Origin of the sequence: Rhodopseudomonas pentothenatexigens (assembly GCF_900218015.1) — a bacterium.
Classification (GTDB): domain Bacteria; phylum Pseudomonadota; class Alphaproteobacteria; order Rhizobiales; family Xanthobacteraceae; genus Rhodopseudomonas; species Rhodopseudomonas pentothenatexigens.
Genome location: NZ_UFQQ01000011.1, coordinates 179,587 through 194,650 on the forward strand (window position 1 = coordinate 179,587; position 15,064 = coordinate 194,650).

General features: G+C 66.3%; 17 protein-coding genes and 2 pseudogenes. 10 read left to right on the forward strand and 9 right to left on the reverse strand.

What is annotated here, in order from left to right; genetic code table 11:
* The first annotated feature begins 75 nt into the window (after nucleotides 1–75).
* Nucleotides 76–1,878: an NAD(P)/FAD-dependent oxidoreductase gene (locus DWA33_RS12625; protein WP_114358432.1), complete on the forward strand. Its 1,803-nt coding sequence runs from the start codon at nucleotides 76–78 to the stop codon at nucleotides 1,876–1,878.
* A gap of 48 nt (nucleotides 1,879–1,926) precedes the next feature.
* On the opposite strand, the gene DWA33_RS12630 is transcribed toward DWA33_RS12625, so the two are convergent.
* A complete protein-coding gene (locus DWA33_RS12630; RefSeq protein WP_114358433.1) occupies nucleotides 1,927–2,484 on the reverse strand; it encodes a flavin reductase family protein in 558 nt (185 codons plus the stop codon).
* A gap of 119 nt (nucleotides 2,485–2,603) precedes the next feature.
* Here DWA33_RS12630 and DWA33_RS12635 point away from each other — a divergent pair, with 119 nt between their 5' ends.
* Nucleotides 2,604–3,707 carry an endonuclease/exonuclease/phosphatase family protein gene (locus tag DWA33_RS12635; protein WP_114358434.1) on the forward strand — a complete coding sequence of 368 codons (1,104 nt, stop codon included), beginning with the start codon at nucleotides 2,604–2,606 and terminating at the stop codon, nucleotides 3,705–3,707.
* A 30-nt stretch (nucleotides 3,708–3,737) separates the two neighbouring features.
* Here DWA33_RS12635 and DWA33_RS12640 read toward each other — a convergent pair whose 3' ends face one another.
* Nucleotides 3,738–4,382 carry a glutathione S-transferase family protein gene (locus DWA33_RS12640; protein ID WP_114358461.1) on the reverse strand — a complete coding sequence of 215 codons (645 nt, stop codon included), beginning with the start codon at nucleotides 4,380–4,382 and terminating at the stop codon, nucleotides 3,738–3,740.
* A gap of 84 nt (nucleotides 4,383–4,466) precedes the next feature.
* On the opposite strand from DWA33_RS12640, the gene DWA33_RS12645 reads away from it, so the two are divergent.
* Nucleotides 4,467–5,447 (forward strand): helix-turn-helix transcriptional regulator, encoded by a 981-nt coding sequence (locus DWA33_RS12645; RefSeq protein WP_114358435.1) that lies wholly within the window; start codon nucleotides 4,467–4,469, stop codon nucleotides 5,445–5,447.
* On the opposite strand, the gene DWA33_RS25445 is transcribed toward DWA33_RS12645, so the two are convergent.
* Nucleotides 5,437–5,637 (reverse strand): hypothetical protein, encoded by a 201-nt coding sequence (locus DWA33_RS25445; protein ID WP_244601280.1) that lies wholly within the window; start codon nucleotides 5,635–5,637, stop codon nucleotides 5,437–5,439. The two genes, DWA33_RS12645 and DWA33_RS25445, sit on opposite strands and share 11 nt — an antisense overlap.
* On the opposite strand from DWA33_RS25445, the gene DWA33_RS25450 reads away from it, so the two are divergent.
* The 3 genes and pseudogenes from DWA33_RS25450 to DWA33_RS25710 form a co-directional block, all read left to right on the forward strand.
* A complete protein-coding gene (locus tag DWA33_RS25450; protein WP_244601281.1) occupies nucleotides 5,636–6,091 on the forward strand; it encodes a hypothetical protein in 456 nt (151 codons plus the stop codon). The genes DWA33_RS25445 and DWA33_RS25450 overlap by 2 nt on opposite strands.
* A gap of 3 nt (nucleotides 6,092–6,094) precedes the next feature.
* Nucleotides 6,095–6,658, forward strand: a complete 564-nt coding sequence (locus DWA33_RS12655; RefSeq protein WP_114358437.1) for an AAA family ATPase — start codon at nucleotides 6,095–6,097, stop codon at nucleotides 6,656–6,658.
* Nucleotides 6,659–6,755: 97 nt separating this feature from the next.
* Nucleotides 6,756–6,953: pseudogene (locus DWA33_RS25710) on the forward strand (hypothetical protein); the annotation flags it as partial.
* Here DWA33_RS25710 and DWA33_RS25715 read toward each other — a convergent pair.
* Nucleotides 6,917–7,099 carry a hypothetical protein gene (locus tag DWA33_RS25715; RefSeq protein ID WP_167443193.1) on the reverse strand — a complete coding sequence of 61 codons (183 nt, stop codon included), beginning with the start codon at nucleotides 7,097–7,099 and terminating at the stop codon, nucleotides 6,917–6,919. The pseudogene DWA33_RS25710 and the gene DWA33_RS25715 sit on opposite strands and share 37 nt — an antisense overlap.
* 64 nt (nucleotides 7,100–7,163) lie before the next feature.
* A complete protein-coding gene (locus DWA33_RS12670) occupies nucleotides 7,164–8,231 on the reverse strand; it encodes an RlpA-like double-psi beta-barrel domain-containing protein (RefSeq protein ID WP_114358462.1) in 1,068 nt (355 codons plus the stop codon).
* Between the two features lie 191 nt (nucleotides 8,232–8,422).
* Between DWA33_RS12670 and DWA33_RS12675 the strand changes: the two genes are divergently transcribed.
* The 4 genes from DWA33_RS12675 to DWA33_RS12690 are packed head-to-tail and all read left to right on the forward strand — an operon-like array spanning nucleotide 8,423 to nucleotide 10,310.
* Nucleotides 8,423–8,734: a WCX domain-containing protein gene (locus DWA33_RS12675; protein WP_488225864.1), complete on the forward strand. Its 312-nt coding sequence runs from the start codon at nucleotides 8,423–8,425 to the stop codon at nucleotides 8,732–8,734.
* A gap of 26 nt (nucleotides 8,735–8,760) precedes the next feature.
* On the forward strand, nucleotides 8,761–9,003 hold the full coding sequence (locus DWA33_RS12680) for a type II toxin-antitoxin system Phd/YefM family antitoxin (protein ID WP_114358439.1): 243 nt from the start codon (nucleotides 8,761–8,763) through the stop codon (nucleotides 9,001–9,003).
* Nucleotides 9,003–9,428, forward strand: coding sequence for a type II toxin-antitoxin system VapC family toxin (locus tag DWA33_RS12685; RefSeq protein WP_114358440.1), 426 nt, complete (start codon nucleotides 9,003–9,005; stop codon nucleotides 9,426–9,428). The genes DWA33_RS12680 and DWA33_RS12685 overlap by 1 nt, the downstream gene beginning before the upstream one ends.
* A 42-nt stretch (nucleotides 9,429–9,470) precedes the next feature.
* The gene (locus tag DWA33_RS12690) at nucleotides 9,471–10,310 is read left to right on the forward strand and encodes a protein NO VEIN domain-containing protein (RefSeq protein WP_244601282.1); all 840 of its coding nucleotides are present in this window, start codon (nucleotides 9,471–9,473) and stop codon (nucleotides 10,308–10,310) included.
* A 49-nt stretch (nucleotides 10,311–10,359) separates the two neighbouring features.
* On the opposite strand, the gene guaA is transcribed toward DWA33_RS12690, so the two are convergent.
* From guaA to DWA33_RS25720, 4 genes and pseudogenes are all read right to left on the reverse strand, one after another.
* Nucleotides 10,360–11,982, reverse strand: a complete 1,623-nt coding sequence (gene guaA / locus DWA33_RS12695; protein ID WP_114358464.1) for a glutamine-hydrolyzing GMP synthase — start codon at nucleotides 11,980–11,982, stop codon at nucleotides 10,360–10,362.
* A gap of 291 nt (nucleotides 11,983–12,273) precedes the next feature.
* Nucleotides 12,274–13,575: an RsmB/NOP family class I SAM-dependent RNA methyltransferase gene (locus tag DWA33_RS12700; protein WP_114358441.1), complete on the reverse strand. Its 1,302-nt coding sequence runs from the start codon at nucleotides 13,573–13,575 to the stop codon at nucleotides 12,274–12,276.
* Between the two features lie 189 nt (nucleotides 13,576–13,764).
* Complete coding sequence (locus DWA33_RS12705) at nucleotides 13,765–14,790, reverse strand: NADP-dependent oxidoreductase (protein ID WP_114358442.1); 1,026 nt, start codon at nucleotides 14,788–14,790, stop codon at nucleotides 13,765–13,767.
* Nucleotides 14,791–14,932: 142 nt separating this feature from the next.
* Nucleotides 14,933–15,064, reverse strand: a pseudogene (locus DWA33_RS25720) (IS110 family transposase); the annotation flags it as partial.

Below are 15,064 nucleotides of genomic sequence, written 5' to 3' on the forward strand. Positions count from 1 at the left end.
GGTATCATCGCGAAAAACGACGCCGCAACGCGGCGCAACAATGCTGTCAAGACAACGGCCCATGGGAGGACCAGCATGCTCGACACCGCGCCGAACGGCAAAGTCACCACGCTCCTTGGACAACTCGGCGACGCGCTGAGCGCCGGCGACATCGACCGCGCGGTCGATCTGTTTCAAACCGACTGCTACTGGCGCGACCTGATCGCCTTCACCTGGAACATCAAGACCATGGAAGGCAAGGATCAGGTCCGCGACATGCTGACCGCGCGGCTCGCCGACACCAAGCCGTCGCATTGGCGGATTGCCGATGGTGAGGACGCCGCCGAGACTGACGGCATCGTCGAATGCTTCATCCAGTTCGACACCGCACTCGCCCGCGGCGTCGGCCATCTCCGCATCAAGGACGGCCGGATCTGGACGCTGCTCACCACCATGGCCGAACTGAAGGGCTTCGAAGAGCCGCAGGGCTTTCAGCGCCCGATGGGCGTGAAGCACGGCGCCGATCCCAGCCGCAAGACCTGGAAGGAAGAGCGGGACGCCGAGGCCGCCGAGCTCGGCATCACCCGCCAGCCTTATTGCGTGATCATCGGCGGCGGCCAGGGCGGCATCGCGCTCGGCGCGCGGCTGCGCCAGCTCGGCGTGCCGACCATCATCATCGAGAAGAACGAGCGCCCGGGTGATAGCTGGCGCAAGCGCTACAAGTCGCTCTGCCTGCACGATCCGGTGTGGTACGACCACCTGCCCTATCTGCCGTTCCCGCCGAACTGGCCGGTGTTCGCGCCGAAAGACAAGATCGGCGACTGGCTGGAAATGTACACCAAGGTGATGGAGCTGAATTACTGGGGCTCCACCGTCTGCAAGCGCGCCTCCTACGATGACGTCGCGAAGGAATGGACGGTTGTGGTCGAGCGCGACGGCCAGGAGATCACGCTGAAGCCGAAGCAGCTGGTGCTCGCCACCGGGATGTCGGCCAAGCCGAACATGCCGAAGTTCGAAGGCATGGACGTGTTCAAGGGCGATCAGCACCACTCCTCGCAGCATCCCGGGCCGGATGCGTGGAAGGGCAAGAAAGCGGTGGTGATCGGCTCCAACAATTCGGCGCACGACATCTGCGCGGCGCTGTGGGAGGCCGGTGCCGACGTCACCATGGTGCAGCGCTCGTCGACCCACATCGTCAAGTCGGACTCGTTGATGGAGCTGGGGCTCGCCGGGCTCTACTCCGAGCAGGCGGTGCAGAACGGCATTACCACCGCCAAGGCCGACCTGATCTTCGCATCGCTGCCCTACAAGATCCTGCACGAATTCCAGATCCCTATCTACAACGCGATCCGCGAGCGCGACGCCGAATTCTACAAGCGGCTGAAAGCCGCCGGCTTCATGCTCGACTACGGCGACGACGACTCCGGCCTGTTCATGAAGTATCTGCGCCGCGGCTCCGGCTACTACATCGATGTCGGCGCCTCGGAGCTCGTCGCCGACGGCCGCATCAAGCTGAAGAGCGGCGTCGACGTTGAGCGCCTGACCGAACACTCCGTGATCCTCAGCGACGGCACCGAGCTGCCGGCCGACCTCGTCGTCTACGCCACCGGCTACGGCTCGATGAGCGGCTGGGCCGCCGACCTGATCTCGAAAGAGGTCGCCGACAAGGTCGGCAAGGTCTGGGGCCTCGGCTCCGACACCCGCAAAGACCCCGGCCCCTGGGAAGGCGAGCAGCGCAACATGTGGAAGCCGACGCAACAGGAAGGCTTGTGGTTCCACGGCGGCAATCTGCACCAGTCGCGCCACTACTCGCAGTTCCTGGCGCTGCAGCTCAAGGCGAGGATGGAAGGCCTCCCGACCCCGGTCTACGGACTGCAACAGGTGCATCACCTGGGCTGAGCGGATACGCGATCAAATCTGCGGGCGCCGGTCCGATTCGGCGTCCGCTCACAGCATCCCCGGCCGGAACAGTGATTTGCGGCTGATGGTCTTGCCTGCGACCATGAATACGCCGTCGCCGGTGTAGTGCAGCGTCTGCGGATGCTTCGGCCGGGGCGCGACGTGCGCCTTCACCACTTCGAAGATGAAGAAGTTGTACGTATCGACCAGCACGTCGTCGTGCAGCCGGCATTCGAACGCGGCGTGGCATTCGGCGATCAGCGGCGCCGCGACCGCCGAGGCCTGCTCCGCCGTCAGCCCGAAATGCGCGAACTTGTCGATCTCGGCGCCCGAGGTGTTGCCGATCCCAACCACTATGTCGGTCAGCGCGGTGGTCGGCAGGTTGACTACGCATTCGCCGGACGCCCGGATCATCCCGAACGAGTGATTAGCGCTCGAAATCATCAAGCCGATCAGCGACGGAGTGAATTCGAGCACGACGTGCCAGCCGAGCGTCATGATGTTGCGCTCGCCCTTGCACTGCGACGATACCAACACGATCGGCCCCGGCTCCAGAAAGCGGCGGACGCCAGAGACCGGGAAGTCGTACTTTGCGATGCGGCGCACGGCGGTTTTGTCTCCATCGACCGGCGGAATCGGAGTTGGCAAACTCGGTGTTTGCTAGCAATATCCGGGCGTATTGCCATTCAATTGTATCATGACGGATTTATATCGGAGATCGTGCGATGAAGCTCGCCTCGTTCAACGTCGAAAACCTGTTCCTGCGCGCCCGCGCGCTCAACAACGAGACCTTCGCGGAAGGCCGGGACATCCTGAAGGCCCAGGCCGACCTCAATCGGATCCTCGGCAAGCCGCGCTACACCGCCGCCGACAAATCCAAGATCATCGAGCTGCTCGATCAGCTCGGCCTGACGAAATCCGACAAAAGCAAGTTCGCCGTCCTGCGGCAGAACCGCGGCCATCTGGTCAAGCGGAGCGGAGGCGCGGTCACCGTCGTCGCCGACGGGCGCAGCGACTGGATCGGCTGGATCGATCTCGTGGTCGAGGAAGTCAACGAGGCCGCGACCCGCAACACCGCGCGGGTGATCGTCGACGTCGATGCCGACGTCCTGGGCGTGGTCGAGGCTGAAAGCCGGCCGGCGCTGGTGCGCTTCTCCAAATACGTCCTGCCCGCCGTCGCCGGCGACCCCTACGATCACATCATGCTGGTCGACGGCAACGACGAACGCGGCATCGACGTCGGACTGATGACCCGCAACAAGTTCGAGATTCTCTCGATCGTCAGCCATGTCGACGATGCCGACGAAGACGGCACGATCTTCAGCCGCGACTGCGCGCAATACGAAGTTCGCATCGCCGACGACAATCGGCTGATCGTGCTGGTCAACCATTTCAAGAGCAAGGGGTTCGGCAGCTTCGCCAGTTCGAACGCCAAGCGCAAGCGGCAGGCGTCACGGGTTGCGACGATCTATCGACAGCTCCGGCAGCACCACGACTACATCGCCGTGATCGGCGACCTCAACGACACCCCGGACAGCGATCCTTTGAGTCCGCTGTTCCACCAGACCGGGCTCAAGGACATCAGCGAACTCGCCGGCTTCGACGACGGCGGCCGCCCCGGCACCTACAAGAACGGCGCGGCGTCCGGCAAGATCGACTACATCCTGCTGTCGCCGGCGCTGTTCGACAAGGCGACCGCCGGCGGCATCTTCCGGAAGGGCGTGTGGGGCGGCAAGAACGGCGATCTGTTTCCGCATTATCCGGAGATCGCCAAGGAGGCCGAGGCGGCGTCCGATCACGCGGCGATCTGGGCCGAGCTCGACATTTAGCAGCGCCGGTAGAAGCGCCGGCCAGCCGGTTCAGCCGCCCGCTGCGGCGGCGTGCTGCGCCGCCATCTCGGCATCGGCCGCACTGACGCGCTGAAACGCCGGCCGTGCGGTGACGCGCTCGGCGTAGCGCACGAACACGTCCGTCTTCGGCACCAGGCCGAAGTCCAGCGTCCAGCTCAACGCGATCCCCCACAGCACGTCCGCGGCGGTGAAGCGGTCGCCGAGCAGATACGGCCCGCCTGCGAGCTGCGCTTCGAGCGCGCCGAGCATGGTGTCGTAGTCGGCATAGGGCGACATCGTGATCGGCGCCGCCTCCCGTTGCATGAACCTGTCGACCACGGCCGGTTCGAACGAGGAGCCGTAATATGCGATCCAACGCAAATAAGGACCGCGGAGCGGATCGTCGAGCGCCGGCGCGAGGCCGGCCTGCGGAAACAGGTCGGCGAGGTAGATCGTGATCGCGACCTGCTCGGTGACGAGCGCGTCGCCGCGGCGGATCGCCGGCACCTTGCCGAGCGGATTGACCGCAAGATAGGCCGGCTGGCGCTGCTCGCCGGCCTTCATGTTCAGCACATGCAGGTCGTACGGGGCGCCCAATTCCTCCAGCAGCACGCGCGTGCCGGTCGCCCGGGTTTGCGGCGAATAGAACAGGGTCAGTCGGTTCGGATCGGTCATGGCGGTCTCCGTCGGCCAGCTTGCGAGGCGACCGTTGTAGCATCCCATACCTGACATCCTGTGTCAGGTATGGTTCACTGAATCATGCGTGCGAGTCGGATGCTGTCGATCCTCACCACCCTGCAGGCCAAAGGCCGCGTCACCGCGCCGGAGCTGGCCGAAGCCTGCGAGGTGTCGGTGCGGACGATCTATCGCGATATCGACGCGCTCGCCGCGTCCGGCGTCCCGGTCTATGCCGACCGCGGCGCCGACGGCGGCTACCGGCTGCTCGATGGCTACCGCGTGCGGCTGAACGGGCTGTCGCAGAGCGAGGCCGGCGCGCTGTTCCTCGCCGGCCTGCCCGGCCCGGCCGCGGCGCTCGGGCTCGATGCGGCGATGATCGCGGCATCGAACAAGCTGATGGCCGCCCTGCCCGCGAACCTGCGCGACGATGCCGGGCGGATGCAGGAGCGTTTCCACCTCGACGCGCCCGGCTGGTTCGGCGAAGCCGAACAGCCCGAGCATCTGCGCACCGTCGCCGGCGCGGTGCTGCGCGGCACGCTGATCGAGATCCGCTACCAGAGCTGGCGTGCGCAGAAGCAGCGCCGCGTCGCCCCGCTCGGCCTGGTGCTGAAGGGCGGCAGCTGGTATCTGGCCGGACAGGTCGACGGCAGCGTCCGAACCTACCGGATCGCGCGCGTACTCGACTGCACGGCGCTCGACGACCGCTTCACCCGTCCGGCCGATTTCGACCTCGCCGCGTATTGGCAGAACGCGACTCTGCGGATGGAAGCCGAGCTGCATCCCAACGTCGCCACTGTCCGGCTGTCGCCGCTCGGCGCCAAGCTGCTGAATGCGCTGAGCCAGCCTTACGTGCGAACCCGCACGCAGCTCGACGACACCGCCGACGCCGACGGCTGGCGCATCGCCAGGATTCCGATCGGCAGAACCTCCTGGCACGCCGCATCCGAGCTGCTGCGGCTCGGGCCGGAGGCCGAGGTGCTGGAGCCGGCGGAGCTTCGTGACACCATCGCCGAAATGACGCGCATGATGGCGGCGCGATACGACAACGCGCTCACGCCGTGATGTCGATGCCGCGGACTTCGCCCTGATGGCGCTGCATGGTGTGGAGCGCGGCCTGCAGCCGGTCGAACAGCTCGGCGTCGCTGGTCTTCTGCGCCCGAGCCATGCCGTCGCGCACCGCCTGCATGAAATCGACCTGCTGCGTGTCGTCGAGCCCCGACGAGGTGCCGTCTTCCCGAAAGCTCAGCGTCATGCTGACCAAGGTCGAGCTCTCGTCGAAGCTCATCTCGCCGCTGGCGATCTTGCTGTTGATCCAGTCGAACAGATCCTTGCGGGTCATCCGGGTGAAGTCGGTTGTCTGCACGCCGCCGCTGCCCGATGACGATGCCGTCGCACCGCCGGAAGATGCGGTCGCCGCCGACGCGCTCTTCGCGCTGCTGCTCCACGGGAAGATGCTCTGGGCCGCACACGACCCGATGCTGGAAATGCTCATGACGCGCCTTCGATCCGATCGCTCGACCGGACTCGAAGCAACCGCCGTGCCATCCGCAGCCGCATGGTTTCCCGTTGTTTCCGAACGGACCGACGATGACGCGCGCATCGCGCCGGGCAGAATGCGGGAAACTGTTGCCGGGTGCCGGTCGATCTTTGCCGCACCGATCGCGAAGCGCGTCGCGGCCGCGCCGTCCGCAGCACAGGGAGTGTGACGCTTGAACGATCGACTCGTGGTGATCTCCGGCTGCTCCGGCGGCGGAAAATCCAGCCTGCTCGCCGAGCTAAGGGCGAGAGGACATCGCGTGGTCGAAGAGCCCGGCCGCCGCATCATCGCCGCGGAGACGGCTGTCGGTGGCACCGCGCTGCCGTGGATCGATCTCGCCGCGTTCCTGCGCCGCGCGATCGGAATCGCGATCGCGGATCACGCGGCGGCGGCCGCTCACGACGGCTGGACCTTCCTCGACCGCGGCCTCGTCGATGCGGCAGCGGCGCTGCAGGCCCTGACCGGCGATGAGGTGCTGCGCCCGCTGGCCACCGCGCACCGCTATCACCGCCGCATGTTCATGGCCCCGCCCTGGCCCGAGATCTACGTCACCGACGACGACCGCCGCCACGGCTTCGACGCGGCCGTCGCCGAGTATCAACGCCTGACCACGACCTACCCCGCGCTGGGCTACGACGTCGTGCTGCTCCCTAAAATTTCCACCGCAGCCCGCGCCGATTTCGTGCTGGCGGCGCTGGCGGAACGCAAGGGCCGGGACATCGCCAACAGACGATAGAAGCGGTGCGGCCCGCGACGAACGCGCCCCCGTCCATCGCGCCTCGCCCGAACCCATTGCGCTGGATATGTTACTGGACACCTCTCTGGAGGAGACCATGGGCAATTCGCAAAGGCGGGCCATTCAAATCGATCGATCGCGCCTGAGTGAGCGAGGCCTGGTACGCTTTGAGGTTCTCGGCCGCGATGCCGACCGTGATCTCATTCGATCGCTTGCCAGCCGACTAGCTGAAGAGGGGCCGGAGGCCTCCCGGTTGCCTCAGCCATCAAGCCACGCGCTGCCCAGATCAGCCCCGACCACCGCGCAGCTATCCTGGCGGTCTTTGACAAGCTGGTTAGGGAGACCCTCACTATCCTCGTAGTAACGAGCGCGCACTTCCGAACTGCGGCCAAGTTCGTCGACCAGCACACGCTCGGCCTTCGCGGCGGCGATGCACTCCATCTCCCGGCACCGGCCTGTCCGCTCGCGCAGGCCCACGGCATGCACGCGCCCCGATGCGGGCTTGCTACGGCCGGCAGCCCGCCGCCTCGGCTTCCTGGATGCTGCAGAACCAACGCTTGCCAGGCCCCATCTTGAGCTTGGCGTAGGAGCGACCACCCGGTCGCTGGGTGGTGCACTTGCCGCCCCAGCCGAAGCTCGCCTTGATGGTGCAGTCCGGAGATGGCGGGTCGGCGGTGGTTGCGGCACCGAGCAGGATCTCCGTCGCGGAGCTCGGCGCCCTGTCCGCCCCGACGATCCGGGTCCGACGGTTGCGATCGCGCCAGAGCGCAGGCGCGATGAATGCGCCCGACCAGAGGCCCGCCTGCGCCTCGCGGGCGATCGCCTCCGACGACTCGTAAGCCTGCAAAGACCCCGCGACTGCCAAGGCCCACCCCGCGCGCACGATCCAGTCCGCGACGCTCTCCGTGCCGACCGCACAACTGCCCATTGATCTGCCGACCTTGTCGCGGCCGGCCACCTGGCAGGTCCACGGCTTGTCGCCGAAGCGCTTGATCAGTTCATCGCGCGCCGCAAGGCCGCACGTCCACCCCGTCCCCTTTTCGTCGACGCAGACCTGATCGCTGTCCGGCGGGTCGATGCCCTGCAACCGGATTGTCGTGCCATTGATTGCGATCGTGCCGCCGTCGAGGATCTGCGGGACGCCTGCCAGTTCGACGGCGTCGTCACCCGGCAGGCAGACGTATTGCGTGCCCCGCATGCCCAGGCACTTCGCCGCGCCGGGCGCGAAGTCGATCTTGACCCCCGTCTCGCGCGACTTGCCGTACGGTCCGCGATCGTTGATGCGGATATGGCAGGTGCGGCCGTTCACCGGATTGACCACCGTGACGCTGGTTCCCAGCGGGTAGTCGTGCGACGCCGCCGTGAGGGTGTCGTGTCGCATCGGTTCGCCGCTGCTGGTCCGCGTTCCGATCCGGTACAGCGAGGCGAGAACCTCCTTGCCGGAACCGCAATTGCCGGTCCGATGCACGAAGCGGTGCACGGTGTCCCAGCCGGCCGCGTCGGCACTAGGACTCGCGAGCGCGACCAGTATCGCGACCGCCCCGCCAATCGCCCTGTTCGAGATGCCGCGCATCAGCCCTTCGCCTTGCAAGGCGCTTCGCTTAACACAGACTTCGGCGAAATGAAGGACGCCGCGCAATCGGGGAGCCAGGTGGTTACGGCTCGTGTCGGCGAGAGGTTGCCGCGACGAGCCGCAAGCCTGCCTGTGCGACGTCGCCTTTGTGGCGACTGAATCAACGGCACCGAGGCGCGAAAGCCGGTAGCATGCACAATCGCGCAATGCAGGATCGCGGGGGGCTACACCCGCATGTCCGGCTATCCCCGCTCGGCGTCAAGCTGCTGAACGCGCTGAGCCAGCCCTACGCCAAGACGCGCACGCAACTCGACGATATCGCCGACGCGCACGGCTGGCGCGTGGCGCAGATCCCGGTCGGCATCACGTGCTGGCAAGCAACCAGCGAACTGCTGCGGTTAGGGCCGGAGGCGGAAGTGCTGGCCCCGCGAGCAGCGCGCCTGATCCCGACTCTCCGCCCCAAGGGACTTCTCTTGGGAGAAAGACCAAAATACGCTATATGACCATCTAGGTGGTCAGGAGATGCAAGATGGAAGAGGTCAGTCTGGCTGAAGCGAAGGCGCATCTGAGCGAATTGGTCGATCGCGTCGAGAACGGCGGGACGATCGACATCACGCGTCGGGGAAGGCCGGTCGCCCGGCTCACCCCGGTCGCCAGGACGCGCCAGCCGATCGATGCTGGATCGCTACGCTCTCTCACGGCGACGATCCCTCCGCAGTCCGGAAACGCGGCCGATCTCGTTCGATCGATGCGAGACAGCGACCGCTCCTAATGATCTACCTCGACACCTCGCTGATCGTCGCGGCGCTTTCCAACGAAGCGTCCACAACACGTATCCAGGACTGGTTGGCCGAGCAGGATGCAGCAGAGCTGTTCGTCAGCGACTGGACCATCACCGAGATGTCCTCGGCCATGGCAATCAAGGCACGCGCCGATCAGATCAGTCTCGAACAACGCGCCGCGATCCTCGCCGTGTTCAACAAGCTGATTGCCGAGAGCCTCACGGTGCTCCAGGTGACGAGCACGCATTTTAGAACCGCGGCCAAGTTTGTCGACCAACATACGCTCGGCCTTCGCGGGGGCGATGCACTCCACCTCGCCGTGGCATCTGAGCACGGCGCGACGGTCCACACGCTGGATCAGCGACTCAGCAAAGCTGGTCCTTCGCTGGGCGTCCCAGTGTGCTTGCTGACATGATTGGAACAATCGCCGACGTGATCGCCCGGTGCGGAATCAGTCGTGGCCGCTGACTGGACCGACGTACAGAACGACGCGGTCGTCGCGGACTATTTCGCGATGCTTCTCGACGACGTCGCCGGGCGGCCTTACAGCAAGGCCGAACACAATCGCCTTCTGCAGGCGCAGATCGAGCGCGGCCGCGGCTCGATCGAATACAAGCATCAGAACATCAGCGCCGTGCTCAAAGGTCTGGGAGAGATTTGGATTCCCGGCTACAAGCCCGCTTTCAATTTCCAAGCCTCGTTGGCCGACGCAGTAGTTCGATGGCTCGAACGCTATCCGGATCGGCTCGCATCGGCCGCAAGGACAACCGTGCGCCCGGCGTCATCCGAATTCCGGCAGGACGCGATGCTGTGGATTGGCCCGCCCCCGACGCACAGCAATGCGCCGCCGCCCGACGAACTCGAGCAGATGGCGGTCATTGCCCGGAAGTACAATGTTGCCGAGCGCGATGCCCGAAATCGCGTGCTCGGCCGCGCTGGCGAGGAACGCGTCATCGCCCATGAACGAGCCAGTCTCGTCGCCGCAGGACGAACCGACCTTGCAGAGCGCGTTCGATGGGTGTCGGAGATCGATGGCGACGGCGCCGGTTACGACATCAAGAGCTTCGATGCAGAAGGCCGCGACCGACTGATTGAGGTCAAGACGACTAACGGTTGGGAGCGCACACCGTTTCACATCACACGAAACGAACTCTCCGTGGCCGAGGAGCATCGAGACGAATGGCTGCTGGTGCGACTGTGGAATTTCGCCCGCGGGCCGACCGCCTTTGAGTTGAGACCGCCTTTGGAGGCGCATGTCTCGTTGATGGCGTCAAGCTATCAAGCGAGTCTTCTCTGACTCCTACCTTGGCCACCCGGCCCTACGACGAACTGCGTCGGACAGCCCTCTACTCCCATTCGATCGTCCCCGGCGGCTTCGACGTCACGTCGTACACCACCCGGTTCACCCCCTTCACCTCGTTGATGATCCGCGTCGCGGTCGCGCCCAAGAACGCCATATCGAACGGGTAGAAGTCGGCGGTCATGCCGTCGGTGGACGTCACGGCGCGCAGGCCGACGACGTAGTCGTAGGTGCGGCCGTCGCCCATCACGCCGACGGTGCGGACCGGGAGCAGCACGGCGAACGCCTGCCAGATGTCGTCGTAGAGGCCGGCCTTGCGGATCTGGTCGATATACACCGCGTCTGCGTTGCGCAGGATTTCGAGCTTCTCTTCGGTGATCTCGCCGGGGCAGCGGATCGCGAGGCCGGGGCCCGGGAACGGATGGCGGCCGACGAACACGTCGGGCAGCCCGAGCTCGCGCCCCAATGCGCGGACTTCGTCCTTGAACAGTTCGCGCAAGGGCTCGACCAGCTTCATGTTCATGCGGGCGGGCAAGCCGCCGACGTTGTGATGCGACTTGATCGTCACCGACGGGCCGCCGGTGAACGACACGCTCTCGATCACGTCCGGGTACAGCGTGCCCTGCGCCAGGAAGTCGGCGCCGCCGACGCGTCTGGCCTCGGCTTCGAACACGTCGATGAACAGCTTGCCGATGGTCTTGCGCTTCTGCTCCGGATCGGTGACGCCCTTCAGCGCGCCGAGGAAGGTCTCCGACGCGTCCACGTGCACCAGCGGGATGTTGTAGTGGTGGCGGAACAGGTCGACGACGGTCTTGCCCTCGTCCTTGCGCAGCAGGCCATGGTCGACGAACACGCAAGTGAGCTGATCGCCGATCGCCTCATGGATCAGCACCGCAGCCACCGCGGAGTCGACGCCGCCGGATAGGCCGCAGATCACCTTGCCGCTGCCGACCTGGGCGCGGATCTTGTCGATCGCTTCCTCGCGGAAGGCGCGCATCGTCCAGTCGCCGGTGAGGCCTGCGACCTTGCGGACGAAGTTGCGTAGCAGCTTGGCGCCGTCGGGCGTGTGCACCACTTCGGGGTGGAACTGCATCGCGTAGAACTTGCGGGTGTCGTCGGCGATCACCGAGATCGGCGAACCCGGCGCCTGCGCTACGGCGCGGAAACCGTCAGGCAGCTTGGTGACGCGGTCGCCATGGCTCATCCAGACGTCGTATTTGCCGCCCTTCTGCCAGACGCCGTCGAACAGCGCGCAGTCATCGGTGATCTCGATCTGGGCGCGGCCGAATTCGCGGTGATGGCCGGCCTCGACGGTGCCGCCGAGCTGCTTGGCCAGGGTCTGTTCGCCGTAGCAGATGCCGAGCACCGGCACGCCGGCTTCCAGGATCGCCATCGGGGCGCTGGGGGCGTTGTCGTCCAGCACCGAGGCCGGGCCGCCGGACAGGATCACGGCTTTCGGCTTCATCTCGGCGAAGGCGGCCTCCGCCTTCTGGAACGGCACGATCTCGGAATACACGCCCTCCTCGCGGACGCGGCGGGCGATCAGCTGGGTGACCTGCGAACCGAAGTCGACGATCAGGATCTTTTCGTGGATCGCCGCGACGTGCGGCGAGGTGTCGGCGCCGGAGGGGACGACGGACGAAGCGGAGGATGTGCTGGGGGCTGTCATGGGCAGCAGATACGCGACCGCGGCGCGGCTCGCAACGGGGAAAAACGGCGCAACCAACAAGCGCAACCGCCATATGCGTCAGTGCGCTTCTCCCCGCGCCCTCCTCACCTCTCCCCGCGTGCGGGGAGAGGTCGGATTGCGCAGCAATCCGGGTGAGGGGGCGCCTCCGCGCAGCCGAGACTCAGTGTTCGCGGCGCCCTCACCCCGGCCCTCTCCCGCGCGCGGGAGAGGGAGCGCGCCGTGCTCGGGGCGGTCCCGTACTCAAAACAAAAGCGCTGCGCCCTGCCCGGTTCAGCCCTGGCGCTTCAGCACGCTGACGAAAAACCCGTCGGTGCCGGTGCGGCGCGGGGTCATCAGCAGGCCTTCGGGCGAGATCCAGGCGGCGGCGAGGAAGAGGTCGGCCTTGTCCCACAGCGCAGCCGCAACCTCGGCCGGCGGGACGACGGCGAACTCCGGATGGGCGGCGGTGAAAGTCTTGATCTGGCCGGTATTTTCGGGCGCCAGCACTGAACAGGTGACATAGGCGATCCGCCCGCCCGGCTTCACCAGCCGCGCGGCACGGCCGAGCACCTCGGCCTGGTCCTTAAGGCGGATTTCCAGCGCGCCGGGGCGCATCCGCCATTTCGCGTCCGGATTGCGGCGCCAGGTGCCGGTGCCGGTGCACGGCGCGTCGACCAGCACCAGATCGGCGCTGCCCTTGATGTCGGCCAGCGGGTCGGCGTCGCCCTTCGGCGCCCGCACCTCGGCGTTGTGGACGCCGGCGCGCGACAGCCGTTCGTGGATCGGGGCGAGCTGGCGCTTGTCGCCGTCGGTGGCGATCAGACGGCCCTTGCCCTGCATCATCGCGGCCAGCGCCAGGGTCTTGCCGCCGGCGCCGGCGCAGAGGTCGATCACCTGCTCGCCGGGTTTGGCGGCGGAGAACAATGCGGCGAGCTGCGAGCCCTCGTCCTGGACCTCGACCGCGCCCTTGACGAAATCCGGCTCGGCCTGCACGCCGGGATTGCGGGCATCGGCCGGCAGGTCGATCCGCAGCCCCCAGGGCGACCATGGCGACGGCTTGGCGCGCAGATGGGCGAGCGAGGCCAGCTCCTTGTCGCGTGAGGCTTTCAGGGTGTTGACCCGCAGATCGAGCGGCGCCCGGCTGGCCATCGCCGCCGCCTCGGCGACGCGGGCCTCGCCGAACATCTCGGCGAGCGCGCCGTCGAGCCATTCCGGATAGTCGCCGGCGATATGCGGCGGCGCGCCCTGCAGGGTGCGCGCCGACAGCGCGGCGTGTTCGGCATCGCTCAGCGGCTCGGGCGCGAACCGGCTGCCGTCGCACAGCGCCGCGATCGCGTCGGGCGTCATGCCGCGCTCCAGCTTCAGCATGCCGAGCACCCGGGCTCGGGCGGTATCGGAATCCATCAGATACGCGCTCGAAGCCCGTCGGCGCAGCACATCCCAGACCAAGCCGGCGATCGCGGATCGGTCGCCGGAGCCGGCATAGCGATGCGCCGTCCCCCATTCCTTGAGGGCCTTTGCGGCAGGGATGCGCTGCGCATCAATGGCGGCGATCAGGTCAATGGCTGCGGACAGCCGTGCGGCGGGGGTCATGCGGAGCTTTCAATCAGGGTCAGGGCGCGCAACGCGCCGAGCGGCGTCACAACAGGACGATACGCTCAAGGGCGGTATCGGTCCGACGCTTTCAGGCTCCCGCTATAGCTGCCGCCCCCGCCGATGACAATCGAACCACCGCAACGCAGAGTCCCGGCGACGCCGGGGCTCCGCTGCACTGTCTGAGAATCAGGCTCGTTCCGGCCCGACACGGACCAGCTGCTTGCCGAAATTGGCGCCCTTCAGCAGGCCCATGAACGCCTCGGGCGCATTCTCCAGACCATCGGTGACGAACTCCTTGTACTTCACCTTGCCGTCGCACACCCACTCCGACATCTCGCGCAGGAACTCCTGGCGGCGGCCTGCGAAATCGCTGACGATGAAGCCGCGGATGGTGAGCCGCTTGGTCAGCACGTGGCGCATCAAAGCGGTCGCCCATTTCGGCGTCGGCGGCGTCTCGAACGCGTTGTACTGGGCAATCAGACCGCACACCGGCATGCGGGCGAAGTTGTTGAACAGCGGAAACACCGCCTCGAACACTTCGCCGCCGACGTTCTCGAAGTACACGTCGATGCCGTTCGGGCACGCCGCCTTGAGCTTCGCCACAAGATCGGGATCGCGATGATCGAGACAGTCGTCGAAGCCGAGCTCGGTCTTCACGTAGTCGCACTTGTCCTTGCCGCCAGCGATGCCAATCGCGCGCGCACCCTTCACTTTCGCGATCTGCCCCACCGCGGAGCCGACCGCACCGGACGCAGCAGCGACGACGACAGTCTCGCCTTCTTTCGGCTGCCCGATGTCCAACAGCCCGGTATACGCAGTCATGCCCGGCATGCCGAGCACGCCGACCGCGGTCGAGATCGGGCCGAGCGCCGGATCGATTTTGCGCAGCGGCTTGGCGTCGGCGACCGCATGCGTCGCCCAGCCCGAATGCGCCAGCACGATGTCGCCTTTGGCAAAGGCCGGGCTCTTGCTGTCGATCACTTCGCACACCGTGCCGCCTTCCATCACGCCGCCGACCGGAACCGGCTGCGCGTAGGACGGCCCGTCGCTCATCCGGCCGCGCATATACGGATCGAGCGACAGCCAGATCGTGCGCAGCAGCACCTGCCCCTCGCCGGGCGCCGGAACATCGAACTCTTCGAGGCGGAAATTCTGCGGCGTCGGCTCGCCGACCGGACGCGACGCGAGCACGATACGCTGACCCTTGGACATTTCGTTTCCTTTTTTGATGTTCGTTGGTCGTCAGGGCCGCGACTGTAAGCGAGCCCACCGCATTCGCCAACTGCGTCAGGCTGCGCACGTAGCCCAACGCTCGTCATTCCGGGGCGCGCGAAGCGCGAACCCGGCGACTGTCTCATGTGTCAAGGGTCTTACCCTGATATGGCGTGTCGGCTTTGACGAGTGCGTTGGCTGTGACGAGCAGTTTTCGGGCGATTGCGATGAGCGCGACCTTTCCGGGTTTTCCTTGCAGGCGAAGGGCGTTGTA